Genomic DNA, 24,315 nt, shown 5'->3' on the forward strand with positions numbered 1-24,315 from the left:
ATGCATCAGCTCCCCGCGCCGCCATGCGCCTCTTCAAAGAAGTAATCCTTCCAGCTGCCGGCCTTGTTCTTCAGCACGCCCAGTTCCTGCAGTTTTTCGGCATAGATGAACGTACGTTGCGGCACCACCGTGAAGTCGATTTCCGGATCGGTGACGATCTGCTCGATCAGCGCCAGCGGCAGCTTCGACTGTTCGACGCGGATGTACGCCTGGGCGGCGGCGGGTTTGTCGGCCTTGATGATTTTTTCCGCTTCGGCCAGCGCGTCGTAGAACGCCTTGTAGGTCCTGGGGTTTTCGTCGTGGAATTTTTCCGTGGTGTAAAGCACGTTGAAGGTGGCCTGACCACCGAGCACGTCGTAGGAACTCAGCACTTTGTGCACGTTGGGGTTTTGCAGCGCCTGATACTGGAACGGCGGACTGGAGAAATGCGCGTTGATTTCCGACCCGCCGGCAATCAGCGCCGCCGTAGCGTCCGGATGCGGCAGGCTGACCGAGATGTCGTCAAATTTCTTGTACTGGTCATTGCCGAATTCCCTGGCCGTTTCGATCTGCAGGGTCCGCGACTGGAAACCCACGCCCGCCGCCGGCACGGCGATACGATCCTTGTCGCTGAAGTCCTTCAGAGTTTTGATGTCGGGGTTGTTGGTCAGCAAGTAATTGGGCATCGAGCCGAGCGAGGCAATGGCCTTGACGTTCTGTTTGCCACGGGTGCGATCCCACACGGTAAGCATCGGCGGCACCCCGGCGGAGACCACGTCCAGCGCACCGGTGAGCAGTGCTTCGTTCATGGCAGTGGCGCCGGAGATGCTGTTCCAGTCGACCTTGATCTCCAGCCCCTGCGCCCGGCCTTGTTTTTCGATCAGTTGCTGATCACGAACCACGTCGAGGATCAGATAACCGATGCCGAATTGCTGGGCGATGCTGATCTTGCCTTCGGCCTGCGCAACGCTGCTGAACAGCATGCTGCTCGCCAGAGATGCGGCCAACAGGGTCAGCGCAGAACGTTTGAACGGTGTGGCCATGACAACCTCGCAGCAGGGTGGATTTGGCTGAAAGGCCGAACTCTATCGCTATAAAAAACAGAAATTAAATACCGTTATCGAATATCCATAGCACGCTCGCATGGGCCGTCATGCGCTGATTTAAACAGCCTGAAACAATAAATCTGCCATCGGTTACACGTTGTGCGTCAGTCACTAGCGGGCTGACACCAGCGCTGGTCACGGCCTCAAGCCCTGCGCCGTGTCTGTGCGAGCAGATCAGCCACGCGTTTAAAAGGGCGATCACGCAGCCCACCCTTGGTATCATCGCGCACACTTTTATGACGGTTTGATGGCTGGAAGGTCTGTGTTTGTGAGCGTTCTTTTGCGTTGGTTGCGGCAACCGCATGCCCGCCTGTTTTCCTTGATTCTGCTGGTACTGATCGTACCGGTGTGCCTGCGCGCGGCATTGGGCTGGTCGTCGCCGCTGGGCTATTTGTCCGACCTGGCGGTTGGCAGTTTGCTGTTGATGTTGCTGCATCGCCGGGCGTGGTGGCTGGGGTTGCCGTTGCTGCTGTTCTGGGGGTTGCTGGCGGTGGCAACGGCGGAACTGGTCAGTGCTGTCGGCCGACTGCCGAACCCGTCCGACCTGCATTACCTGATTGACCCGCAGTTCGTGGAAAACTCCACCGGTGGCGGCTTTGCCCATCCGGCGCTGGGCGTGGCCCTGTTGCTGGCGCTGCTGCTCTGGTTGCTGACGCGGTTCGCCAATCGCGCGCAACCCGCTGTGGCCCTGCCCCGTGCCGTGTGGGCCGCACCGGCGCTGCTGTTCGCTGCGCACTGGGGCGTGCAAAACCAGTGGCCGAGCGAGGAAGATCCGTGGCGCATGTACAACCTGCCGCATCAGTTGCTCGCCTCGCAAGTCGCCGATCTGCAGTTGCAGGCCGAGGAATGGCTGGACGGTGACGTCGAACCCGCCGCGCCACAGATGGCCGGGCTGACCGATCTGGATCTCAATGGCCACAAACTGCTGGCCGCGCCGGGGCAGGCGCGCAACGTGCTGATCATCGCGCTGGAAGGCATTCCCGGCGCGTACATCCGCGCCAATCGCGAGGCCATCGGCAGCCATTATCAGGAAGACCTGATGCCCAACCTCAGCCGCTGGGCCGAGCGCGGCATGAACACCCCGGATTACGTGCTGCATACGCACCAGACCATTCGCGGCCTGTACGCCATGCTCTGTGGCGATTACGACAAGCTCAACAACGGCACGCCCAAAGGCGTGGAAATGCTCACCCAACAGGAGCGCAATCAGGCCTGCCTGCCGGCGCAGTTGCGCCAGCACGGCTTCAGCACCCATTACTTGCAAGGCGCCGGTCTGCGCTTCATGGCCAAAGACAAGATCATGCCGCACATCGGTTTCGATGCGACCCACGGTCTGGAATGGTTCTCTAACGCCAACCATCTGGAGTTTCCATGGGGCAAGGATGACAAGGCGTTCTTCGAAGGCGCGCTGGATTACGTTGGTCAACTGAAGCAGCAGAAGCAACCGTGGATGCTCACCCTGCTGACCGTTGGCACCCACCAGCCCTACTCCGCACCGGAAGACTATCTGGCGCGCTACGAGACACCGAAGCAGGCCGCTGTCGGTTATCTCGACGATGCGCTGGAGCAGTTCCTCAGCGGCCTCGAACGTCAGGGTGTGCTCAGGGACACGCTGGTGGTGATCACCTCGGACGAATCCCACGGCATCGACGGCGTGCGTCTGGCGTCGTCGTGGGGCTTCAACCTGACGCTGGCACCCGAACATGAGCAACTGCCGCGACTGAATGCCGGGGTGTACGGTCATGTCGATCTGAGCGCATCGATCCTCGACTATTTCGACTTGCCAGTGCCGACGGCGTTGAGCGGCCGCTCGCTGTTTCGCGACTACGACAGTGGGCGTGAAATCATGTCCTACACCAACGGCAAACTGCGCTACCACAATGGTCAGGGGATCTTCTCCGAGTGCGACATGCCGCGCCGTTGCCGCTACTACGAAAGCGCCGGGTTCATTGCCGAGCGGGCCACCTTCAAGGGCAATGAAAGCAGCCAGCAGGCCCGGCAGATTGCCGCGCGGGCGATGGCGCTGGACCTGTCGCTGCTGCGCACCCCGCTCAATCAGCGTTACCAGTTCGGCAGCAACAACGTCATCCCGCTGCAGGCACAGATCAACGATGACTGGGCCGACAACCTGATCGGCGCGCAGTACCTGGAAATGCCCAAGGGCTCGCACACCCGCGTGCGCCTGACCGTGCGCTCGGTGGACCCGCAGCAGGCGGCGTACATTCAGCTCAAGGCCAAGGAGTTCGAACAGGACGTGCAACTGGGCCTGCCGACCGAGATGGTCGCCACGGCGGACCAGCCGCTGGAGATGGATTTCAGCTTCGACAACCCGCAACAGCGCAAGGCGTTTTCGTTCCACTTGCTGGGTTATGGACTGGGTGCTGTCGAGGTGACGGATTTCAGTGTGATCACCGAGTTACCCGGGCAGGAAGAACCGCTGGATGCGCTGCCGGACGATGAAACGATGCAATCGAGTTGAAATCAGGGAGGGGACGGATTGGTTGGACCCGTCCCTTGGCATTTACTAAATACGCTTAATTTCAAATTTACCTGTAACTGTCTTTCCATCAGGCAAAACAAAATCGATGTCACCTGAAACACCGGATCGATTTTCGCCTGTCCGTAAGAACGTGACATTTGCCAGTCCTTGTTTAATAACGTGAGACACGTTTGAGATCCTAACGCTCCAAACCAGCCCACCTTCGTACCATCTCACCTGGTGAGGGCCGTCCTTTATCAAGTCCTGTGGAACGCAGAAGGTAACGACGTTGTGGTTGTAATCATCAGCCCCAACAATGAAATAGTCCTTATCTGCCGTATGAAAAAGCAAGTTTGTCTTCGCGACCATGAACTCTCTTCCATCAACGTGTGCACTGAACGTTCCTTTATATTGATGGTGATTTTCATTAATCAGGTCGAAAATTTGCTTTTCTGATTTATTTGAATTTTGCATGTCGATGCGCTCCGATCCGTTTGAAGGCGGTTGCCTGCGCTTGAAAAGCTATGCCTCAATTATCTTGGGCGCTACTGTCATAACTGTCAGGTTCTTAGCTGAAATCGAAATAAGAAGTTTAAAAAAGACAATTAACTGCGGTATCAAAGCAGTTTGCGACAATGTATGAGCCGGCTATGGACTGGGCGCGATCGAGGTCACGGATTTCAGTGTGATCACCGAGTTACCGGGGAAGGAAAATCCGCCGGATGCACTGCCGGAGGATGACACCGCACAATCAAGCTGATGCCCCTGAAGGAGCTGCCGCAGGCTGCGGAAGCTCCTTCAGGGGGGCGAAGGGCTATCAGAACGTCGTGCGCAACCCGACCTGAATGCTGCGCCCTTGTGCCGGTGCAATATCACGCAGGATCGAACTGGCGTACCGCACGGTCTGGTTGGTCAGGTTCTCGGCGTTGACGAAGGCCAGCCATTTGCTCTGGCCGACATCAAAGTGATAACCCACATTGGCGCCCAGCGTGGTGTAGCCGTCGGTGCTGCTTTCGTTGTCTGGCACACGGTGCTGCGAGCTGGCGTGTTCGATATCGATCCGCGCCTGCCAGCGATCCAGTTCCCACAGCAAACCATTGTTCAAGCGCAGCGGCGCGATGCGCGGCAGGTCCTGGCCGTTGTCGAGATTCTTGGCGCGGGTGTAATCGCCTGACAGCTCCAAAGCAAATTTGCCGTAGGCATTTTCGCCAAGCGTCCAGCGATCCTGCGCCTCGATGCCGCTGAAACGTGCACGCACGCCCGAGTAGGTGTATTCGGGAATCCCGCCAGCATCCTCTTCGCCTTCGTCATTCAGTGTACGGCCCGTGCCGAGCAAGCCGATGTAGTTGGAGAAGTGGCTGTAAAACACACCGACACTGCCCTTGTGCGTGCCGTTGTCGAAGCGCAGTGCGAGGTCGCTGGACACGGCTTTTTCTTTCGACAGCCCGGTATCGCCGACTTCATAGGTGCCGGTCGCGACGTGGGCGCCGTTGGCGTACAACTCATAGAACGTCGGCGCGCGTTCGGTGTAGCCCAAAGTCGCGGCGACCGACCAGATCGGCGTCAGCGTGTACACCGCGCCGGACGACAGGCTGCCGGCGGTGAAACTGCTGGAGCGGTCGGCATTGGCAAAGCGCTCATTGCCTTTGGCGTCCGGGTCGACGCTGGTGTGTTCGAGGCGTCCGCCGAGGGTGAACAGCAAGCGCTCAGTGGCTTGCAACTCTTCCAGAATGAACAGTGCGCCAGCGTCGGTATCGGTGTGCGGCACAAAGGCTTCTTCGCCCAGTGCCGAGAATTCGTTGCGGCTGACCTGGGCGCCGATCACCCCGTTGAACGGGCCCAGCGGCTGATGCCGAGCCTCGACCCGAGCTTCGTAACCCTTGTTCTTGAAGGTGGTGCCGACTTCACCGCCCTCGATTTCGCGGTGCTGGTAATCGGTGTAGCCGGCATCAAGTTTGATCGCGCTGAACGGCCCGTCGAGATTGCGCATTTCCGAGGCGAACGCGTAGTGCTCCTGCTGCATGCGAATGCGCACGTCGTCTTCGGCGGGCGAGCCATAGTTTGAATCGTAATGGCTGTAGGACAGCCCGGCGTAACCGTCATCCCAAGTGTAGGAACTGCCGACGGCGCCGCCATCCTGACGACCGTCGCTGTTGGCGAGCCGATGCCTGCGCGAGTCGCCGTCGTCGTTGGCGCGTGCCGTGCCGGTCTTGGCGTAGCCGGGAATTTTCAGGTCATTGAATTCACGGGCGCTGGCGTCCAGGTGCAAAGCGAACTGACCGTTGCCGGCCTCCAGTTTCCCCGCGCTGCTGCGGGTGGTGTCGGCCCCGCCATAACGCAACTCGCCGGCCCCGTGAATGCCTTCGATGGCTTCGGTGGGGATGCGGTTATCGAAGGTGTTGACCACCCCACCGATCGCGCTGCCGCCGTACAGCAACGCCGCCGGGCCACGGACGATTTCAATGCGCTCGACGTTGACCGGATCCAGCGGCACCGCGTGATCGTAGGACAGCGACGAGGCGTCCAGCGCGCCGACGCCGTTACGCAGGATGCGAATACGGTCACCGTCCTGCCCGCGAATGATCGGCCGACTCGCGCCCGGGCCGAAGTACGACGAGGACACGCCGGGCTGCTTGTTCAGCGTCTCGCCGAGACTGCCCTTCTGCTGCAAAGTGAGGTCGTCGCCGCTGAGGACGGTCGAGGGCGATGCCAGGGTCTGACTGCCCAGCGGTTTGCCGGTGATGACTTGCGGTTGCAGTTCGAGCGGCTCGGCGGCGAACACGGGTGAAGCAACAAGCAGCGCGGCGGCCAGAGGAGTCAGGCGTCGTTGAAGGGGTTGGGAACGGGCAGGCATTTCAGAACTTCCATGAGCAGAAAAATGAGATCGCTGCCGGCGTTTGGCGAGTAACGCTGGCAGAAACAGAATGAAATCTTTTTTATGTTATACAATAACATTTCTTTCTGTCATCACCATTCTCGCACTCCGTTTTGCAGCAAGCCCTCAAGCACGGGGATTTCAGGGTCGAATCAGACATTCATCCAGCCTGCGCAACAGGCAAAAACGCTGAAAGACTGCGCCTATCAACCTCCAATAGTCGGCCTATTAGCTGGTTGCCCGAGTCGGGTCTAGCCTTACTAGTCCGAAGTCGGCATGAGCCGGCCGCACAAGACCTGATAAGGATCCGAACATGGCAAATGAATCGAAATGCCCGTTCAACCACGCTGCCGGTGGTGGTACGACGAACCGTGACTGGTGGCCGAATCAACTGAACCTGAAGATCCTCAGCCAGCACTCGCCCAAGTCCGATCCGCTGGGCAAGGACTTCAACTACGCTGAAGCCTTCAAGAGCCTGGACTTCCAGGCCCTGAAACAAGACCTGCGCGCGCTGATGACCGACTCGCAGGACTGGTGGCCAGCCGACTTCGGCCACTACGGCCCACTGTTCATCCGCATGGCCTGGCACAGTGCCGGCACCTATCGCACTGCCGACGGGCGCGGGGGCGCCGGGTCCGGCCAGCAGCGTTTCGCCCCGCTCAACAGCTGGCCGGACAACGTCAGCCTCGACAAGGCCCGGCGCCTGCTGTGGCCGATCAAGCAGAAATACGGTCGCAATATTTCCTGGGCCGACCTGATCGTGCTCACCGGCAACGTCGCCCTGGAATCCATGGGCTTCAAGACCTTCGGTTTCTCCGGCGGCCGTCCCGATGTCTGGGAGCCGGATGAAGACGTGTACTGGGGTTCGGAACGCGAATGGCTCGGTGGCGACAGCCGTTACGGCAAAGACAAGTCATCCATGCAAGAACCCGGGGACGGCACACTGGTGGCCGAACCGGATCTGCATGGCAAAGAGGAAAGCCGCACCGATCAGGGCGAACGCAACCTGGAAAACCCGCTGGCCGCCGTGCAGATGGGCCTGATCTACGTCAACCCGGAAGGCCCGGAGGGCAATCCTGATCCGGTCGCCTCGGGTCGCGATATCCGCGAAACCTTTGGTCGCATGGCCATGAACGACGAAGAAACCGTGGCCCTGATCGCCGGCGGTCACGCCTTCGGCAAGACCCACGGCGCCGGCCCTGCCGACAATGTCGGGCCTGAGCCGGAAGCGGCCGGGCTGGAAGAACAAGGTCTCGGTTGGCGCAACGCGTTCGGCACCGGCAAAGGCGCCGACACCATCACCAGCGGCCTCGAAGTCACCTGGACCACTACCCCGACCCAGTGGAGCAACAATTACCTGGAAAACCTGTTCGGTTTCGAGTGGGAACTGTTCAAAAGCCCGGCCGGTGCGCACCAGTGGAAACCGAAAAACGGCGCGGGGGCTGGCACCGTCCCACACGCGCACGATCCAAGCAAAAAACTCTCGCCTACCATGCTCACCTCCGACCTGGCGCTGCGTTTCGACCCGATCTACGAGCCGATCGCCCGATGCTTCCTGGCCAACCCGGACCAACTGGCGGACGCCTTCGCCCGCGCCTGGTACAAGCTGATCCACCGTGACATGGGCCCACTGTCGCGCTACCTCGGACCGGAACTGCCGAACGAGGAACTGCTGTGGCAAGACCCGATTCCTGAGGCCACTCACCCGCTGATCGACAGCAACGATGCCGCCGCGCTGAAAAGCAAAGTGCTGGCGTCCGGGCTGTCGGTGTCGCAACTGGTGTCCACCGCATGGGCCGCCGCATCAACCTTCCGTGGTTCCGACAAGCGTGGCGGCGCCAATGGTGGCCGTCTGCGTCTGGCCCCACAGAAATTCTGGCAGGCCAATCAGCCGGAGCAACTGGACAAGGTGCTGAAAACCCTTGAGGGCATTCAGAACGAGTTCAACGCCGGCTCATCCGGCAAGAAAGTGTCGCTGGCAGATCTGATCGTGCTGGCAGGTAACGCCGGGGTCGAACAAGCGGCGAAAAACGCCGGGCACTCGGTATCGGTGCCGTTCAATCCAGGTCGAACCGATGCGACTCAGGAGCAAACCGATGTCGAGTCGTTTGGTTTCCTCGAACCGATTGCCGATGGTTTCCGTAACTACAGCAAAGGCAAATACACCGTTTCCGCCGAAGCATTGCTCATCGACAAGGCGCAACTGCTGACCCTCTCCGCTCCGGAAATGACCGTACTGGTCGGTGGTCTGCGGGTATTGGGGGCCAACGTCGGGCAAAGCCGGCATGGCGTGTTCACCTCGCGCACTGAAACGCTGAGCAACGACTTCTTCACCAACCTGCTGGACATGGGCGTGGAGTGGAAGCCGACCTCACCGGCGGCAGACGAGTTCGAAGGACGCGACCGCAAGACCGGCAGCGTGAAGTGGACGGCGACGCGGGTTGATCTGGTGTTTGGTTCCAACGCGATTTTGCGCGCGCTGGCCGAGGTGTATGCGAGTGCTGACGCGAAGGAGCAGTTTGTGAAGGACTTCGTGGCGGCGTGGGCCAAGGTGATGGAGCTGGATCGGTTTGATCTGAAATAACGCAATAAACTGTAGGAGCTGCGGCACGCTGCGATCTTTTGATCTTGATTTAAAAAACCAGAATCAAAAGATCGCAGCCTCGTTTCACTCGACAGCTCCTACAGGGTTTTGTGTTCGCCTGAAATATTGATAAGGCGAGCGTTACGCCAGGCTTTTGCTCACCACTTCGTACACATCACTCGACAACTGACCCGACGCCAGAATCCGCTCCAGCTCAGCCTTCATCAACGCCTGACGGGCGCTGTCGTACTTGCGCCAGCGGGTCAGTGGCGCCAGTTGCCGCGAGGCGATCTGCGGGTTGAAGCCGTTCAATTCGATCACCAGATCCGCGAGGAAGCGGTAGCCCGAACCGTCGGCGGCGTGGAAGTTGATCAGGTTCTGCCCGGCAAACGCACCGACCAGCGCACGCACCTTGTTCGGGTTCTTGATGTTGAACGCCGGGTGCTGCATCAACGTCTTCACCCGTGCCAGACCGCCCGGCAACGTGCTGCCGGCCTGCACGCTGAACCACTGATCCATGACCAGCGGGTTATCCTTGAAGTGCTCGGCGAAAGTTGCCAGCGCTTTGGCCTTTTGTTCTTCGAACGGCGAGTTGACCAGCACCGCCAGCGCAGTCAGGCGCTCGGTCATGTTGTCGCTGTTTTCGAACTGTTCTTGCGTAGCGGCCAGCACTTGCGGCTTGCCGCTGAGCATCAGGTACGACAGCGCAATGTTCTGCAGTGCACGACGGGCAAAGTGCTCGGCCTCGGCCACGTACGGCGTCTGCTTCGACAAATCGCGGTTGGCCTGATAACGCAGCCACAGCGCTTCAAACAGGTTGTCCGCCAGTTGCTTGCGGGCAAACTCGCGGGCGCTGTGAATCGCCTCGACATCTGCCACTTCGCTGATTTCGGTCAGATACGCTTCGCTCGGCAGCGAAAGCATTTCAGCGACCATGGCCTGATCCAGCGACTCATCGGACAGCACGGTTTTCAGCGCCGAGATCAGACGCGGATCGAGCACCAGGCTTTCGCCCTTCTGCTGCTGGGCAATCAATTCCTGCAGCACTTGCACCGACAGTTGCTGACCGGCATCCCAGCGGTTGAAGCCATCGCTGTCGTGCTGCATCAGGAACATCAACTGGTCGCGGTTGTACGGGAAGCTCAGTTTGACCGGCGCCGAGAAACCACGCAGCAACGATGGCAGCGGGTGTTCAGCGATGTCGACGAAGGTGAACGTCTGCTCGGCTTCAGTCACCGAGATCACACGGCTGGTACCTTGCGCTGCCGCTTCACCGGCCAGACGCAGGGCAATCTCGTTGCCCTTGCTGTCGAGCAGGCCCAGTTCGACCGGGATCACGAACGGCAGTTTTTCCACTTTGTCCGGGGTTTCCGGGCAGCTCTGGCGGAAGGTCAGGCTGTAGGTTTTCGCCGCAGCGTCGTAGGACTCGCTGACCGCCAGACGCGGTGTGCCGGCCTGGCTGTACCAGCGCTTGAACTGGGTCAGGTCGACACCGTTGGCGTCTTCCATGGCCTTGACGAAATCGTCGCAGGTCACGGCCTGACCGTCGTGGCGTTCGAAGTACAGGTCACTGCCCTTGCGGAAGCCTTCGGCGCCCAGCAGGGTGTGAATCATGCCGACCACTTCCGAGCCCTTTTCGTACACGGTCAGGGTGTAGAAGTTGGAAATCTCGATGAAGCTGTCCGGGCGCACCGCGTGGGCCATGGGACCGGCATCTTCGGCGAACTGGTGGGTACGCAGGTACGCCACGTCCTGAATGCGCTTGACCGTGGCCGAGTTCATGTCCGAGGAGAAACCGGCGTCACGGAACACGGTGAAGCCTTCCTTGAGCGACAGCTGGAACCAGTCGCGGCAGGTCACGCGGTTGCCCGACCAGTTGTGGAAATATTCGTGGGCGACGATCGCCTCGACCCGCTGGTGCGCGGCGTCGGTGGCGGTTTCGGCGCGGGCCAGCACGGCGCTGGAGTTGAAGATGTTGAGGCCCTTGTTCTCCATCGCGCCCATGTTGAAGTCGTTGACGGCGACGATCATGAAGATGTCCAGGTCGTACTCGCGACCGTAGACCTCTTCATCCCAGCGCATCGACTTCTTCAGGCTGTTCATCGCGTGCTGGCACTTGTCGATGTTTTCCGGCTCGACGTAGATGCGCAGCGCGACATTACGGTGGGTCATGGTGGTAAAGGTGTCTTCGACACACCACAAATCACCGGCCACCAGCGCGAACAGGTACGCCGGCTTCATGAACGGGTCTTCCCAGGTCGCCCAATGCCGGCCGTCTTCGCCCGGGCCGGAGGCGATCGGATTGCCGTTGGACAGCAGGACCGGGTAGCTGTGCTGCTCGGCGACCACCGTGGTGGTGAACTTGCTCATCACATCCGGGCGGTCGAGGTAATAAGTGATCTTGCGGAAGCCTTCGGCCTCGCACTGGGTGCAGAACATCGTGCCGGACTTGTACAGGCCTTCCAGCGCGGTGTTGGTTTCCGGGTGGATTCTGACGCTGGTGTCGACCGTGAAGCTGGCGCTGGCCGGCTGCAGGGTCAGGGTGTTTTCAGTCAGCTGATATTCGCCGGCGCCCAGTTCCTGGTCGGCCAGGGTCACCGACAGCAGTTCCAGCTGCTGGCCGTCGAGTACCAGTGGCGGCAGGCCCGGGCCACGCTCCGGGTTGCGGCGCATCACCAGTTGCGCGTGGACCAGGCTGTGGTCCTCGAACAGCTCGAAGGTCAGGTGCGTCTCGTCGATCAGGTACTCGGGCGCCTGATAGTCCTTCAGGTAAATCATCTTCGGTTGTTCGGTGCGCATGCTGGAATCCTTATTGATGCACGGCGAGTTGATAGGCCGTGTATTTACGAATGTTGATCACGCCGGTGTCAAAAATCAGGTACTGCCCCTTGATTCCCAGCAGCGTGCCTTCGGCAATCGGGTTCTTGTCCAGGTTGAAGCTGACGATTTTGGCCGGATATTGCTCGACCGGATAGCGGATTTCGAGCGGTTCTACATCGGCAATCGTCTGAATTGCCTGTAGGCCGAATCGCTGTTGCAGACCTTGCAAGCCTTCGGCGCAGCTTTCAAACAACTGGTCGCGCACTTGGGCCAGATCCACCGCCGCCGCATCGCCCTTGAGCAAGGCGCGCCAGTTGGTCTTGTCGGCCACCTGACTGCGGAACAGGTCTTCGACGAAGCCCGACTGCTGACGTGTGGCGACGCGCATGATCGGCAGCGCCTGACTCGCGCCCTGATCCAGCCAGCGGGTCGGCAACTGGGTAGCACGAGTGATGCCAACCTTGATCCCCGACGAGTTGGCCAGATAGACCACGTGATCGGTCATGCAGAATTTTTCGCCCCACGCTGGCTCACGGCAGGTGCCGGCCTCGAAGTGGCAGCGCTCCGGGCTCATGATGCAGAGGTCGCACTGCGCCAGTTTGGTCATGCACGGGTAGCAGTAACCCTGACTGAAACTGGTTTTGGTCTTGCGCCCGCAATGGGTGCAATGAATCGCCCCCAGGTACTCCAGACGCACCGTGGTGCCGATCATGGGGTTGACCGGCACCTCGACGTCATCCAGACGAAACGCGTATTGCACATTCGGCCCGTCCAGGCGCGCCGACATTTTGCTGATTGCACCGCGGCCAATCTCGATCAATGGATGGCATCCGACTTGAACAGGATGTTCGGTACTTCGATCGACTTCGACGCACATTCTTGCGGGCCCATGTAACCGGTGCGCTGGTCTTCAGGCAGGTTCTGGATTTCCCAGGCGATCATCGCCTGCAGCGACAGCTCGCGCTGTTCGGCGGTGAGTTTGCCACCGTCGGACCACTTGCCGATTTCCACGGCCAGTTTCAGGCTCTCGTAGATGTCCGGGGTGATGTTCTTGATCATGTCGTTAAAAGAGGACATCTGGGTCTCCGTGCTCTTTATTCACTGAAATGTTAGGCGGCCAGTTTACGGCGGTTATACAAACCGCCCAACAAACCGGTGAAGCATCCGATGAGTAACCCGCTGACGTGGGCGGCGTTGGCGATCTGGCCGAACCCGATCATCGAGACCAGACCGGACATGCAGATCACCAGCCACACCAGCATCATCACCAGCACGCCACGCGGCAGGCGATACGCCGGATTCGGCGCCAGCAACTGGAAAATCCAGCAGTGGCCGAGCAGTCCGTAAAGCACGCCGGACAAGCCGCCGAACAGGCTCGGGCCGCTCCAGGCAAACTGCGCGTAGTTCGACACCAGGCTGAACAGCAGGGTCAGACCGAGCAGATTGATGCTGCCCTGACGTGACTCGATGCGCCGACCCAGCTCCCAGTACCACATGCCGTTCATGGCCAGGTGCAGGATGCCGAAGTGCAGCAGCATCGGCGTGAACAGGCGCCACCACTGCCCCGCCGCCAGGCTGTCGGCCAGCGGGGTGAACTGGATGTACTCGCCGACCACGCGAAAGTCGAGGAACGTCAGCCAGCGGATCGTTTCGAGGTTGTCGCCCAGATAGGTCAGGCCACCGACCAGCAGGCTCAGCAGCAGGATCAATCCGGTGGCCTTGGCGTGTTTGAGTTGCTCGGCGAAGCTCGGGCGCTTGAAGGTTGGCGCCAGCGGGATGTCCAGTTGCTGGTCGGGATCGCCGGCCGGGAAGCGCTCGTACAGCGAACGCACGTCCTCGCTGATTTCCGCCGGGGCCCACAGCACCTGCTCGCCCGCCTCTTCACTGACCCGATGCGGTACCTGCATCCGTTGCAGCAGCTTGACGAAACCACTCAAATCCACCGCCAGTGGCAGACGCAATACCGCTACCGCACTCATTGCAGCACCTCCGGCCGCTCGACATCGACCCAGACAAATTTATGCGGATCCAGGCGTGTTTCCTGATCCAGACGATAGGCCACCAGTTTGCCGTAGAGCACCGCGCTGTAATCGAGACACGCGAGATTCGGGCGGATCGGCGCCGGTTTGCCGCTGCGCCAGTAATGGCCGACGAACAACAACGGCTCGTCGATGCCGTAGCGCAGCAGGTTGTTTTTTTCGCTGGAGGTCAGCGGCTTCTGCGCCACCGGCTCCGGCAGTGCATCCGGCTGGAAGACAATGTCGCCGTAGGTTTTCGGATCGTCTTCCCAGAACTTGGTACGGAAGAACGAACGCACCAGACCGTCGCCGCTGGTCATGGTCAGGCCATCCGGCAGGCGCATGTCGGTGCCGCGCAGCAAGCGGTCGAACACCGTGCAGGCAAAACTGCCGGGCACGGCCGAGGCCTGGAGAAAGTGCTCGTCGATACGCGCATCGGGGAACAGACCGCGCAACGGTTCGATCAGGCTGGCATCCCAGCAGGCGTGCACCACGCGGAATCGTCCGGCATCGACCACCAGCGGCAGTTCGTAGAACCAGTTGAGGAAGTCATGCCAGTCGCCCGGATGATCTTCGAACTGGGTCAGGGTTTCTTGCAGCAGGCGTGCATGGCGCGGCGTGTGTTCGCGCACGAACTGCTTGCCGCTGCCCGGCAGCGCCGGCGTGCTCCAGCCCAGTGCGTTGAATTCGTGGTTGCCCATGATGCACAGCGCCTGCCCGGCCTCGACCATGTCGTGGACGATGTGCAGGGCTTCGCGGATCCGCGGACCACGGTCGATGATGTCGCCGACGAACACGGCCATGCGCGATGGATGCCGCCAGACCCCGCCCTGCTTGTGATAACCGAGACGGTCAAGCAAGTGTTCGAGGGTCAGGGCGCATCCGTGCACGTCACCAATCAAGTCATAACTGCGCGCGGGATCGAGCATCAGTCGCCTCCACCACCCAGCTTGCTGCCCCAGCCGAGTTTGGTCCGGCAGACTTCGTAGTAATTGTGGTCGAGCGGATGAATCAGCCGCAGCTTCTGGGCTTTTTTGCTGACGGTGATGGTGTCGCCCGGCGCGCAAGTGAAGTGGTTCTGCCCGTCGCAGGAGACCTGCGGGTAGATCTGCATGTTTTTCGACACGACGATTTTCAGCTCACTGTTGCCATCGACCACAATTGGCCGGCTCGACAACATATGGGGGTACATCGGCACGATCACAATGGCGTCGAGCTTGGGATGCATGATCGGGCCACCCGCCGACAGCGCGTAAGCGGTAGAACCGGTCGGGGTGGCGACGATCAGACCGTCGGCCTTCTGGCTGCAGACGAACTGGCCGTCGATGTACAGCTCGAACTCGATCATCCGCGTCGACTTGCCCGGGTGCAGCACCACATCGTTCAGCGCATCGCCCTGGCCGATGGCCTCGGCGTGGCGGCGGACTTCGGCTTGCAGCAGGAAACGGTTTTCTACCAGATAGTGGCCGTCGAGCACCTTGGCCACTTCGACTTCCAGCTCATCGGGGCGAATATCCGTCAGAAAGCCGAGGCTGCCACGGTTGATCCCCAGCACTGGAATATTGTGCTTGGCCAATGCGCGTGCAGCTCCGAGCAAACTGCCGTCCCCGCCGACGACGATGACCATGTCGCAGACTTCGCCGAGCATCTTGCGCGACGAGGTTTGCAGGCCGTGGCCCGGCAGGACTTCGGCGATGGTGTCTTCGAGAATCACGTGCAGGTGACGATCGAGCAGAAAGCGTTTCAGTCGGCGGACGGTATCCAGCACCTGGGAACTGCCCAGGCGACCGATGATGCCGATATTACGAAATTGCTCCATGGGACCTCTGCGGACAATCGAAAACGCGAAAAGCACGATTATGGGCGAAAGCCCGCCATAGACAAAATCCTTTCAGCGTCAAGGGTGCGCGCGTGTTTCAGGCTATGCTCGCAAGATGATCCTGTTTCCCGACCTGCTCCAGTTGCCACATCAATTACGCCATCCGGAAGTGCGGGATCTGGCGTGGGTGATTCTCGCCCCGCCCATGCTTGCGGCGACGCCTTGGCCGCAGCGCCATCCGCTGGCCGGCAGCGACTGGGTCAGCGATCCCCCGCGCCTGGAGCACTGGCTGCGGCAACTCGATCGTGACAGTTATGGCTTGTTGCACTGGCTGTCGCAGGCGCGCACGCGGCGGCTGGGCCTGTATTACGAGCGGTTGTGGCAGTTTGCCGTGGAGCATGCGCCGGGCATCGAACTGATTGCCGCCAACCTGCCGATCCGCCGCGAAGGCCACACCCTCGGTGAACTGGACATGCTGCTGCGCGACCGCGACGGCGTGCATCACCTGGAACTGGCGATCAAGCTCTATCTCGGCCCGCAGAATGGCGACGGCCACGACCCGGCGCAGTGGCTGGGGCCGGGTTGCCACGATCGACTGGACCGCAAACTGGCGCATCTGGCCGAACACCAGCTGCCGATCTCGGCGCGCCCGGAAAGCCGTGCGGTACTGGCCACGCTGGATATCGAAGTGTTCAGTGCGCAGTTGTGGCTGGGCGGCTACCTGTTGTACCCGTGGCCCGGCACGTCTGCATCACCGAGCGGCGCGCATCCGCAACATTTGCGCGGGAGCTGGCTGCATCAGAAGGATTGGCCGGCGTTCGTCGCTCAACGTCCGGCCGGGCGCTGGCAACCCCTGCCCCGCCATGCATGGCTGGCGCCGGCACACTACCCGGCGGATCAGACCTGGAGTGCTGAACATCTGCAGATGTGGCTGGACGACCTGGAACCGATGGCCCCGGCGCAACTGCTGGTGCGCCTGACCGAGAATGCGCAGGGCGAATGGGAAGAGGCGGAGCGGTTGTTTCTGGTGGCGGATCTTTGGCCGAATGTGCCGGGCCAGGCCTGAGATTTTGCGGTGTTTGCACCGGCCCCATCGCTGGCAAGCCAGCTCCCACAGGGATCTTCTGTGTGCTCACNAGCCGCACCACAAAACCTGTGGGAGCTGGCTTGCCAGGGATCTACTGTGTGCTCACTTTCTGAGCCGCATTACAAAACCTGTGGGAGCTGGCTTGCCAGCGATGGGACCAACTCGGTCTAAAGGGATAACCGCAGCGCCAACGCCGCCAAGGTCATCAACAACACCGGCACCGTCAGCACAATTCCGACCTTGAAGTAATACCCCCAGCCAATCCGGATATCCTTGCGCGCCAGCACATGCAGCCAGAGCAAGGTCGCCAGACTGCCGATCGGGGTAATTTTCGGCCCCAGGTCGCTGCCGATCACGTTGGCATAAATCATCGCTTCCTTGACCACACCGCTCGCCTGGCTGGCATCAATAGACAGCAAACCGATGAGCACCGTCGGCAGGTTGTTCATGATCGACGACAACAGCGCTGTCAGTACCCCGGTGCCCAGCGCCGCGCCCCACACGCCATTACCGGCGAACACATCCAGCCAGCCGGCCAAGTAGCCGGTCAGCCCGGCATTGCGCAGGCCATAGACCACCAGGTACATGCCCAGCGAGAAAATCACGATCTGCCACGGCGCTTCTTTGAGTACCTTGCGCGTGGAGATCTTGTGACCACGGGCAGCGATCCCCAGCAGCAACGCAGCGCAGACTGCGGAGATCGCGCTGATCGGGATGCCCAGCTGTTCGAGGAAGAAGCAGCCGATCAACAGGATCACCAGCACTACCCAACCGGCGTAGAACGTGGCTTTGTCATGGATCGCCGTATGCGGTTGTTCAAGCTGTTCGGGGTCGTAGGCCTTGGGAATGTCGCGGCGGAAGAACCACATCAACACACCCAAAGTGGCGGCCACGCTGACGAAGTTGACCGGTACCATCACCGCCGCATAGCGGTTGAAGCCGATGTGAAAGAAGTCCGCCGAAACAATGTTGACCAGGTTCGACACCACCAGCGGCAGGCTCGCGGTGTCGGCGATGAAACCGGCGCCCATGACGAACGCGAGGGTTGCCGCCGGGGAAAAGCGCAGTGCCAGCAGCATCGAAATCACGATCGGCGTGAGGATCAGTGCCGCGCCATCATTGGCGAACAGCGCCGACACCAGCGCGCCGAGCAGCACCATGTAGGCAAACAGCTTGCGCCCACTGCCCCGCCCCCAGCGCGCCACATGCAGCGCGGCCCAGGCGAAGAATCCCGCTTCGTCGAGCAACAGACTGATGATGATCAGTGCGACGAAGGTGCCGGTGGCGTTCCAGATGATCTGCCACACCAGCGGAATATCGCTCAGGTGCACGACGCCGATGATCAATGCGAGCACGGCGCCGAGCGTCGCGCTCCAGCCGACGCCGAGGCCTTTGGGTTGCCAGATGACAAGGGTGATGGTCAGCAGGAAGATCAGTGACGCAGCGAGCATTCGCGACAGCCTTAATGAATGAAATAAACCAAACCACACAACTGTGGGAGCGAGCCTGCCCGCGAAAGCGGACTGTCAGTCACCACGAGGTGTGGCTGATGGCCCTTTCGCGAGCAGGCTCGCTCCCACAGGATTTTCTCAAGCCGCAGCTCTGACCCGATTATTTTTTGTGTTGTTCCACAAATTTCCCATACGCATTGATGAAATTTTGCAGGAACGGCTTGACCGACTCGCTCAATTTGCCCGCCTCGTCAAACGCCGAACCCGCGCCGCCCAGGTACGCTTCCGGCTGCTGCATGCACGGCACATCGAGAAACACGAAAGACTGGCGCAGATGCTGGTTGGCGCCAAAACCGCCAATGGCTCCCGGCGACACGCTGATCACCGCCCCCGGCTTGCCGCTCCAGACGCTTTTGCCATAAGGCCGTGAACCCACGTCAATCGCATTCTTCAAAGGCGCCGGCACCGAGCGGTTATATTCCGGGGTGACAAACAGCACCGCGTCGGAAGAGCCCACCTGCTGGCGGAAAGTGCTGTAGGCTGCCGGCGGTGAATCGCCGTCGATGTCTTCGTTGTAAAGCGGCAGATCGCCAATTTCGACAATCTTCAGTTTCAGGTTCGCCGGTGCCAGCTCGGCCAGTGCCAGCGCGACTTTGCGGTTGATCGATGCTTTGCGCAGGCTGCCGACGACTACAGCGACGTTGTAGACATTGCTCATGGAAGACTCTCGACTGTCCGTGGGAAGAGCCAGTAGTTATAGATGATTCGATGACCGTTTCACCAGCGTGCGCAGGAAATTCCTCCGCGCTGATTATTTTTTTCCTGCAGGAAAACTTACAGGGCTTGATGACGGTCTACCAAGCCGCAAATCAAGCGTTTTATCTCCAGAGGTTCTAAGCAGATGGCAGCAGTACTCGTCGGTCAGTTCCATGCAAGAGATGCGGAAGGCCGCGTTTATTCCGTGCATGAGTTCCAGGAATCCACCCCGTCGGCAGACGGTTTCACCGGCATGGAGCCTGTCACCACCTACAAACTGGCGATTGGCGATCGAGTCAAGAAGCTCAGCGACAATGAGTTTTTGCTGGTTCAGTCGGACATCACCCTGATCCGCGAACCCGAGCCAACCGTCGCTCAATAACCGCGCGTTATGAGCAGAAGTCATATGCGCAGACTTGGGGTAGGATTCAGCCACTGACCCCACCTGCTGAACATGGACTTCACGCATGCGTTTACGTCATATCGAAGTGATTCAGGCGCTCTTGCAGACCGGTCACCTGGGCACCGCCGCCGAATGGCTGCAGCTCCCGGTGACTGACGTCGAAGAGCGTTTGCGCGAAGCCGAGAGCGAGTTGGGGTTCATGCTGTTCGCCAGCGTGCGCGGTCGATTGCAATCAACGCCCGAAGCGCGGGCGCTGCAGGTGGAAATTGCTCACGTCTATCAGGCGCTGGAGCCGGTGCAGCGCCTGGCCAGCAGCCTCAAGCAATACCTCGCTCCGCCCCTGCGCATCATCGGCACCCCGCCGCTGGCGCAACTGCTGTTGCCGCAAAGCATCGCGCTGTTGCGCCGACGTTTGCCCGACGCGCCCTGCCGTTTGCTCAGCTCGCCCACGTGCGACATCGTTCGCAGCCTGCTGCTGCGCGAAAGCGATCTGGGCCTGAGCCTGCACGATCCGGAACACCCCGACATCCACTGCCAGCCATTGGCCCACGGCAAACTGCAACTGCTCGCACCCCACGGCTGGCTGCAACCGAAGCAGAAGTACATTTCCCTGCAGGATCTCGCCGGCCAGGCAATGGTCGGCCTTGAAGGCCACGACCCGCTGAGTCCGGCATTGGAGAACAAGCTCCAGGCCCTGCGCCCGGCGCCGAGCATCCAGACCCGGGTGCAAACCCACCAGATGATGCGCAGCATGGTCGAGGCCGGCGAAGGCCTGGCCATCGTCGACCCGTTTACTGCGCTCGGTGCACGGGCGGGCGGCCTGGACGTCTGCCCGTTGTCACCGGCGGTGCCGATCAGCCTGTATGCGCTGAGCTACCGACACAACGCCACGCCGGCCGCGATTCAAACGCTGCTGGCGATCGTCACGGAACAAGCCGAGGCGATGCTGGCGAGCTGAGCGGGTTTTCCAGCGGGTTGTCGAACAGTCGGTACCAGAACAGCGCAATTTCGGCGGTATTCGGGTCTATCCCGCGATAACGCAAATGGTCGATACCGCCAATTTCGTAGCCACAACGTTCGTACAAACGACACGCACCGAGGTTATTGTTCTGCGTCTCGAGCATGATCCCCGGCAGCTTCTTCTTGCGACTCCAGAACTGCGCGACATCCAGCAACGCCTTGGCGACGCCATGGCGGCGTGCCGGTGCGTGCACCGCCAATTCATCGATGTGGGCAAAGCCGTTCCAGTTGGTGCTGATCACCAGATGGCCGACCGGCTCGTCATCCAGATACGCCATGAAAATCGCGCTGTCGGCGGCATCGCGATAGCTGCTGAACTCTTCAGGATCAATGCCGTAGCACTTGCGGTACGGCACGATCGGCGTCACCGCCCAGCGCTCGACCGGCTGGCCAATGACTGCCGCGCCATACGCAGCCACCTCGAAACTGAAGTCGCTGCCCCAGATGTACGTCGCAAAACCATCGTCGGCGACGCGCACCGACAGCCCTGGGTATTTTGGATTCATGACCGGTTGCATACTCGGAAAAGTCCTCATTCCTTGACGCAATCGACGGTGTACTGCCGTCCATTGCCTTCATCTTCATGTTGCAGTCCATGCACATCAGCGACAAAACCGGGAAAGCTGCTATCGAACGTGCGGGCAAATTTCAGGTAGTCGATGATCGAGCGGGTTGCCTCGGTGAAGCGCTCGCCGGGCATGATCAACGGAATCCCTGGTGGATACGGCACCAGCATCACCGCCGCGACCCGTCCTTCCAGCTCATCGATCGGCACCGCCTCGACCTCGCCGCGCACCAGTTGATCGTAGGCGTGGGCTGGCTTCATGGCGATTTCCGGCAACACCGTGTACATGCGTTTCAGATGCTTGGCCGTGGCGTTGCTGCGGTAACAGGCGTGCAGTTGATCGCACAGGTCACGCAGGCCCATGCCGCGATAGCGCGCGGTGTCTTGCTGCGCCACGCAAGGCAGGCAGCTCGCCAGACTGACGTTGGCGTCATAACTGCGTTTGAATTCGAGCAACTCGGTGAGCAGCGTGCTCCACTTGCCTTTGGTAATGCCCATCGAAAACAACACCAGGAACGAATACAGCCCGGTCTTCTCCACCACCAGCCCGCGCTCCCAGAGGAACTTGCTGACCACCGCCGCCGGGATGCCCTTCTCGCTCAGCGCGCCGCCGGCATTCAATCCGGGCATGACCAGGGTCACTTTGATCGGGTCGAGCAGCACATAGTCGTCACTGACTTCGCCGAAGCCGTGCCAGTCGGCGTCCGGCTGCAGCAGCCAGTCTTCGGTCTGCACCCGGTCGATGCCTTCGACGCCGGGCGGCTGCCAGATCGAGAACCACCAGTCATCCGCCGCAATGTGCTGGCGCAGATTGGCCAGCGCCCGGCGAAAACTCAGCGCCTCATCGAAGGTTTCCTGCAACAGCGAGCGCCCGGCCGGGCCTTCCATCATCGCCGAAGCCACGTCCAGCGAGGCGATGATGCTGTATTGCGGCGAGGTCGAGATGTGCATCATGAACGCTTCGTTGAAACGATCGCGGTCCAGTTGCCGCGCACCACCATCCTGTACGTGAATCATCGAGGCCTGGCTGAACGCGGCGAGCAGCTTGTGCGTGGAATGAGTGGTGAACACCAGCGGGCTGTCTTCTGTGCGCGAGGTGGCCATGCCATAACGCCCGGCGAAGAACTCGTGAAACGCCGCGTAGGCGTACCACGCCTCATCGAAATGCAGCACTTCAACGCTATTGCCCAGGCTCTGTTTGATCAGCTCGGCGTTGTAGCACAGGCCGTCGTAGGTCGAATTGGTCACCACCGCCAGTTTGACTTTCGGCGCCCGGCCCTTGGTCAGCGGGCTGGCGTCGATCTTCGCCTGAATCGATTCGCGACTGAATTCGCTCAGCGGAATCGGACCAATGATCCCCAGTTCATTGCGCTCCGGGCACAGGTATAACGGGATCGCGCCGGTCATGATGATCGCGTGCAGCACCGACTTGTGGCAATTGCGATCGACCAGCACCAGATCATCCCGACCAACCATCGAGTGCCAGACGATCTTGTTGGCAGTCGAGGTGCCATTGATCACGAAAAACGTGTGATCGGCGCCGAAGTTGCGCGCCGCACGCTCTTCGGCTTCAGCCAGCGGGCCGGTGTGATCGAGCAGCGAACCGAGTTCCGGCACCGACACCGACAAATCCGAACGCAGGGTGTTTTCGCCAAAGAACTGGTGAAACGCCTGCCCCACCGGACTCTTGTGGTAGGCCACGCCACCGCCATGTCCAGGCGTATGCCAGGAATAGTTGGAGTCGGCAGTGTGCTGCACCAACGCCTTGAAAAAAGGCGGCAGCAGGCCATCCAGGTACTTGCGCGCCGCCCGCGCCACTTGCCGGGCGAGAAACGGCACGGTGTCTTCAAACAGATAGAGAATGCCGCGCAACTGATTGAGTTCGGCCATCGCATCGGCCGGGGCATTTTCCAGGGTGACCTGTTCGCCGAGGGCAAAGATCGGCAGATCCGGCGCTCGCACTCGCGCCAGACCGATCAGTTCGGCCATGTTTTGCAACAGATGGGAATTGGTGCTGGCGTCTTCGGCAGCGATGAGCATGCACGCCAGACCATGATGGGTTGACGCCACCAACCGCCCTTCGGTGTAGTCGATGGCCGAAACGATCTTGAAACCTTCCTGCTCCAACTCCCGGGCGATGCCCCGGATACGCTCACCGGCGACCGTGTCGGCCTTGATGTCGCGGTGGACGATCAACACCGGAAACTTCAAATCTTTGTACATGAGGCTCAGTGTCCCGAGGCGGCGGATCAATGTCTGCCAATGCACTCAGGGTAGAGGGTTGCAGCGAAAGTGGCGAGGGTGGCCAGTTGGCTTCATGTCGCCAAAAGCAAAAGATCGCAGCCTGCGGCAGCTCCTACAAGGATCGCATTCCAATGTAGGAGCTGCCGAAGGCTGCGATCTTTTGATCTTTTGATCTTTCAGGCCTGAGCGTCAGCCTCGGCGATCTGCGTCCATAGCGCCGGGCCACCGGCCGACTTGGCAATGATCTCGAGCCGCGCCAGGTGCTCCGCCAGCTCGTCTTCTGTCGCCCGGATAATCCGCGCAGGCTGACGATTCGCCGGCAGACGACGGATTTCGGTGGCGGAGTTGTCCGCGCCATCACCTGTGCCATTGCCGTCGGAAGCGTTGCCGGCCAGCGACAGGCTGGTCTGGCCACCGGTCATGGTCAGGTAGACGTCGGCGAGAATCTCCGAGTCGAGCAAGGCGCCGTGCAGTTCACGGCCAGAGTTGTCGACGCCATAACGTTTGCACAAGGCGTCGAGGCTGTTGCGCTGCCCCGGGTGACGTTCCCGGGCCATCATCAGTGTGTCGAGGATGGTGCAATGCTGGGTGATGTCAGCGCGATCGTGCTGGCCCATCAAGGCAAATTCGTTGTTGATGAAGCCAACGTCGAACGCCGCGTTATGGATGATCAGCTGCGCGCCATTGATGAACTCGAAGAACTCGTCGGCGACTTCGGCGAAACGTGGTTTGCCGACGAGGAATTCGTTGGTGATGCCGTGAACGCCGATCGCCCCTTCATCACTCTCGCGATCCGGTTGCAGGTAAACGTGAAAGTGCCGGCCCGTCAGGCGCCGGCCGATCAGTTCGACACAGCCGATTTCAATGATCCGGTGACCATCGGTCACCGGCATGCCGGTGGTTTCGGTATCGAGTACAACGGATCTGGTGGCCATCAGTGTTCAGTTCTCAACGGGGTCAATCGTACAAAAGCGGCGATGTTAACACGCTCACGGTGCGCGTCGCCCGCCACCGCTTGATCGGCGCCGATAACCCTGTAGGAGCTGCCGCAGGCTGCGATCTTTTGATCTTGCTTTCGAAAAAACAAAATCAAAAGATCGCAGCCTGCG

The 24,315-nt window shown here is 60.5% G+C and carries 19 protein-coding genes; 5 read left to right on the top strand and 14 right to left on the bottom strand.

Going from position 1 to position 24,315, the window contains the following annotated elements; all coding sequences use genetic code 11:
* Window positions 1-5: 5 nt before the first annotated feature.
* Window positions 6-1,022 carry an ABC transporter substrate-binding protein gene (locus ACTJKS_RS23170; protein WP_108182938.1) on the bottom strand — a complete coding sequence of 339 codons (1,017 nt, stop codon included), beginning with the start codon at window positions 1,020-1,022 and terminating at the stop codon, window positions 6-8.
* Window positions 1,023-1,332: 310 nt separating this feature from the next.
* Between ACTJKS_RS23170 and ACTJKS_RS23175 the strand changes: the two genes are divergently transcribed.
* Window positions 1,333-3,564 (top strand): LTA synthase family protein, encoded by a 2,232-nt coding sequence (locus ACTJKS_RS23175; protein ID WP_108182939.1) that lies wholly within the window; start codon window positions 1,333-1,335, stop codon window positions 3,562-3,564.
* A 45-nt stretch (window positions 3,565-3,609) separates the two neighbouring features.
* Here ACTJKS_RS23175 and ACTJKS_RS23180 read toward each other — a convergent pair whose 3' ends face one another.
* Both ACTJKS_RS23180 and ACTJKS_RS23185 read right to left on the bottom strand, forming a co-directional pair.
* On the bottom strand, window positions 3,610-4,038 hold the full coding sequence (locus tag ACTJKS_RS23180) for a hypothetical protein (protein ID WP_140396012.1): 429 nt from the start codon (window positions 4,036-4,038) through the stop codon (window positions 3,610-3,612).
* A 343-nt stretch (window positions 4,039-4,381) separates the two neighbouring features.
* Window positions 4,382-6,418, bottom strand: coding sequence for a TonB-dependent receptor (locus tag ACTJKS_RS23185; RefSeq protein ID WP_108182940.1), 2,037 nt, complete (start codon window positions 6,416-6,418; stop codon window positions 4,382-4,384).
* Between the two features lie 334 nt (window positions 6,419-6,752).
* On the opposite strand from ACTJKS_RS23185, the gene katG reads away from it, so the two are divergent.
* Window positions 6,753-9,023: a catalase/peroxidase HPI gene (gene katG, locus ACTJKS_RS23190; RefSeq protein WP_262948564.1), complete on the top strand. Its 2,271-nt coding sequence runs from the start codon at window positions 6,753-6,755 to the stop codon at window positions 9,021-9,023.
* Window positions 9,024-9,164: 141 nt separating this feature from the next.
* Here the strand turns inward: katG and pepN are convergent, their stop codons facing one another.
* Genes pepN through ACTJKS_RS23220 form a run of 6 tightly spaced genes read right to left on the bottom strand, consistent with a single transcriptional unit; the run spans window position 9,165 to window position 15,680 of the window.
* On the bottom strand, window positions 9,165-11,822 hold the full coding sequence (pepN, locus tag ACTJKS_RS23195; RefSeq protein ID WP_262948563.1) for an aminopeptidase N: 2,658 nt from the start codon (window positions 11,820-11,822) through the stop codon (window positions 9,165-9,167).
* A gap of 10 nt (window positions 11,823-11,832) precedes the next feature.
* The gene (locus ACTJKS_RS23200) at window positions 11,833-12,663 is read right to left on the bottom strand and encodes a DUF2797 domain-containing protein (RefSeq protein WP_262948562.1); all 831 of its coding nucleotides are present in this window, start codon (window positions 12,661-12,663) and stop codon (window positions 11,833-11,835) included.
* Complete coding sequence (locus ACTJKS_RS23205) at window positions 12,660-12,920, bottom strand: YeaC family protein (RefSeq protein WP_003224178.1); 261 nt, start codon at window positions 12,918-12,920, stop codon at window positions 12,660-12,662. Before ACTJKS_RS23205 ends, ACTJKS_RS23200 begins: the two co-directional genes overlap by 4 nt.
* A gap of 32 nt (window positions 12,921-12,952) precedes the next feature.
* Window positions 12,953-13,822, bottom strand: coding sequence for a rhomboid family intramembrane serine protease (locus ACTJKS_RS23210; RefSeq protein ID WP_041067247.1), 870 nt, complete (start codon window positions 13,820-13,822; stop codon window positions 12,953-12,955).
* Window positions 13,819-14,793 (bottom strand): metallophosphoesterase, encoded by a 975-nt coding sequence (locus ACTJKS_RS23215; protein WP_371917819.1) that lies wholly within the window; start codon window positions 14,791-14,793, stop codon window positions 13,819-13,821. The genes ACTJKS_RS23210 and ACTJKS_RS23215 overlap by 4 nt, the downstream gene beginning before the upstream one ends.
* Complete coding sequence (locus ACTJKS_RS23220) at window positions 14,790-15,680, bottom strand: NAD(+) kinase (RefSeq protein ID WP_003224174.1); 891 nt, start codon at window positions 15,678-15,680, stop codon at window positions 14,790-14,792. The genes ACTJKS_RS23215 and ACTJKS_RS23220 overlap by 4 nt, the downstream gene beginning before the upstream one ends.
* A 115-nt stretch (window positions 15,681-15,795) precedes the next feature.
* Between ACTJKS_RS23220 and ACTJKS_RS23225 the strand changes: the two genes are divergently transcribed.
* Window positions 15,796-16,746: a DUF1853 family protein gene (locus ACTJKS_RS23225; protein WP_262948560.1), complete on the top strand. Its 951-nt coding sequence runs from the start codon at window positions 15,796-15,798 to the stop codon at window positions 16,744-16,746.
* 188 nt (window positions 16,747-16,934) lie between these two features.
* Here the strand turns inward: ACTJKS_RS23225 and ACTJKS_RS23230 are convergent, their stop codons facing one another.
* A complete protein-coding gene (locus tag ACTJKS_RS23230) occupies window positions 16,935-18,218 on the bottom strand; it encodes an arsenic transporter (RefSeq protein ID WP_262948559.1) in 1,284 nt (427 codons plus the stop codon).
* 160 nt (window positions 18,219-18,378) lie between these two features.
* Window positions 18,379-18,936, bottom strand: a complete 558-nt coding sequence (locus ACTJKS_RS23235; protein ID WP_041067261.1) for an NADPH-dependent FMN reductase — start codon at window positions 18,934-18,936, stop codon at window positions 18,379-18,381.
* Between the two features lie 183 nt (window positions 18,937-19,119).
* Between ACTJKS_RS23235 and ACTJKS_RS23240 the strand changes: the two genes are divergently transcribed.
* Window positions 19,120-19,356, top strand: a complete 237-nt coding sequence (locus ACTJKS_RS23240) for a hypothetical protein (protein WP_041067263.1) — start codon at window positions 19,120-19,122, stop codon at window positions 19,354-19,356.
* 85 nt (window positions 19,357-19,441) lie between these two features.
* On the top strand, window positions 19,442-20,335 hold the full coding sequence (locus tag ACTJKS_RS23245; protein ID WP_108182947.1) for a LysR substrate-binding domain-containing protein: 894 nt from the start codon (window positions 19,442-19,444) through the stop codon (window positions 20,333-20,335).
* On the opposite strand, the gene ACTJKS_RS23250 is transcribed toward ACTJKS_RS23245, so the two are convergent.
* From ACTJKS_RS23250 to dnaQ, 3 genes are all read right to left on the bottom strand, one after another.
* On the bottom strand, window positions 20,301-20,915 hold the full coding sequence (locus ACTJKS_RS23250) for a GNAT family N-acetyltransferase (protein WP_095668978.1): 615 nt from the start codon (window positions 20,913-20,915) through the stop codon (window positions 20,301-20,303). The genes ACTJKS_RS23245 and ACTJKS_RS23250 overlap by 35 nt on opposite strands.
* Window positions 20,916-20,929: 14 nt before the next feature.
* Window positions 20,930-23,185, bottom strand: a complete 2,256-nt coding sequence (locus tag ACTJKS_RS23255) for an Orn/Lys/Arg decarboxylase N-terminal domain-containing protein (protein ID WP_182404360.1) — start codon at window positions 23,183-23,185, stop codon at window positions 20,930-20,932.
* Between the two features lie 197 nt (window positions 23,186-23,382).
* Complete coding sequence (gene dnaQ, locus ACTJKS_RS23260) at window positions 23,383-24,141, bottom strand: DNA polymerase III subunit epsilon (protein ID WP_198758297.1); 759 nt, start codon at window positions 24,139-24,141, stop codon at window positions 23,383-23,385.
* Between the last annotated feature and the right edge of the window lie 174 nt (window positions 24,142-24,315).

It is taken from the genome of Pseudomonas sp. 22189 (assembly GCF_052045635.1).
GTDB classification, from domain to species: Bacteria; Pseudomonadota; Gammaproteobacteria; order Pseudomonadales; family Pseudomonadaceae; genus Aquipseudomonas; species Aquipseudomonas parakoreensis.

Coding starts and splice junctions, on each gene's coding strand:
- ACTJKS_RS23170 (WP_108182938.1), bottom strand. CDS start 1,022: ATGGCCACACCGTTCAAACGTTCTGCGCTGACCCTGTTGGCCGCATCT.
- ACTJKS_RS23175 (WP_108182939.1), top strand. CDS start 1,333: ATGGCTGGAAGGTCTGTGTTTGTGAGCGTTCTTTTGCGTTGGTTGCGG.
- ACTJKS_RS23180 (WP_140396012.1), bottom strand. CDS start 4,038: ATGCAAAATTCAAATAAATCAGAAAAGCAAATTTTCGACCTGATTAAT.
- ACTJKS_RS23185 (WP_108182940.1), bottom strand. CDS start 6,418: ATGCCTGCCCGTTCCCAACCCCTTCAACGACGCCTGACTCCTCTGGCC.
- katG (WP_262948564.1), top strand. CDS start 6,753: ATGGCAAATGAATCGAAATGCCCGTTCAACCACGCTGCCGGTGGTGGT.
- pepN (WP_262948563.1), bottom strand. CDS start 11,822: ATGCGCACCGAACAACCGAAGATGATTTACCTGAAGGACTATCAGGCG.
- ACTJKS_RS23205 (WP_003224178.1), bottom strand. CDS start 12,920: ATGTCCTCTTTTAACGACATGATCAAGAACATCACCCCGGACATCTAC.
- ACTJKS_RS23210 (WP_041067247.1), bottom strand. CDS start 13,822: ATGAGTGCGGTAGCGGTATTGCGTCTGCCACTGGCGGTGGATTTGAGT.
- ACTJKS_RS23220 (WP_003224174.1), bottom strand. CDS start 15,680: ATGGAGCAATTTCGTAATATCGGCATCATCGGTCGCCTGGGCAGTTCC.
- ACTJKS_RS23225 (WP_262948560.1), top strand. CDS start 15,796: ATGATCCTGTTTCCCGACCTGCTCCAGTTGCCACATCAATTACGCCAT.
- ACTJKS_RS23230 (WP_262948559.1), bottom strand. CDS start 18,218: ATGCTCGCTGCGTCACTGATCTTCCTGCTGACCATCACCCTTGTCATC.
- ACTJKS_RS23235 (WP_041067261.1), bottom strand. CDS start 18,936: ATGAGCAATGTCTACAACGTCGCTGTAGTCGTCGGCAGCCTGCGCAAA.
- ACTJKS_RS23240 (WP_041067263.1), top strand. CDS start 19,120: ATGGCAGCAGTACTCGTCGGTCAGTTCCATGCAAGAGATGCGGAAGGC.
- ACTJKS_RS23245 (WP_108182947.1), top strand. CDS start 19,442: ATGCGTTTACGTCATATCGAAGTGATTCAGGCGCTCTTGCAGACCGGT.
- ACTJKS_RS23250 (WP_095668978.1), bottom strand. CDS start 20,915: ATGCAACCGGTCATGAATCCAAAATACCCAGGGCTGTCGGTGCGCGTC.
- ACTJKS_RS23255 (WP_182404360.1), bottom strand. CDS start 23,185: ATGTACAAAGATTTGAAGTTTCCGGTGTTGATCGTCCACCGCGACATC.
- dnaQ (WP_198758297.1), bottom strand. CDS start 24,141: ATGGCCACCAGATCCGTTGTACTCGATACCGAAACCACCGGCATGCCG.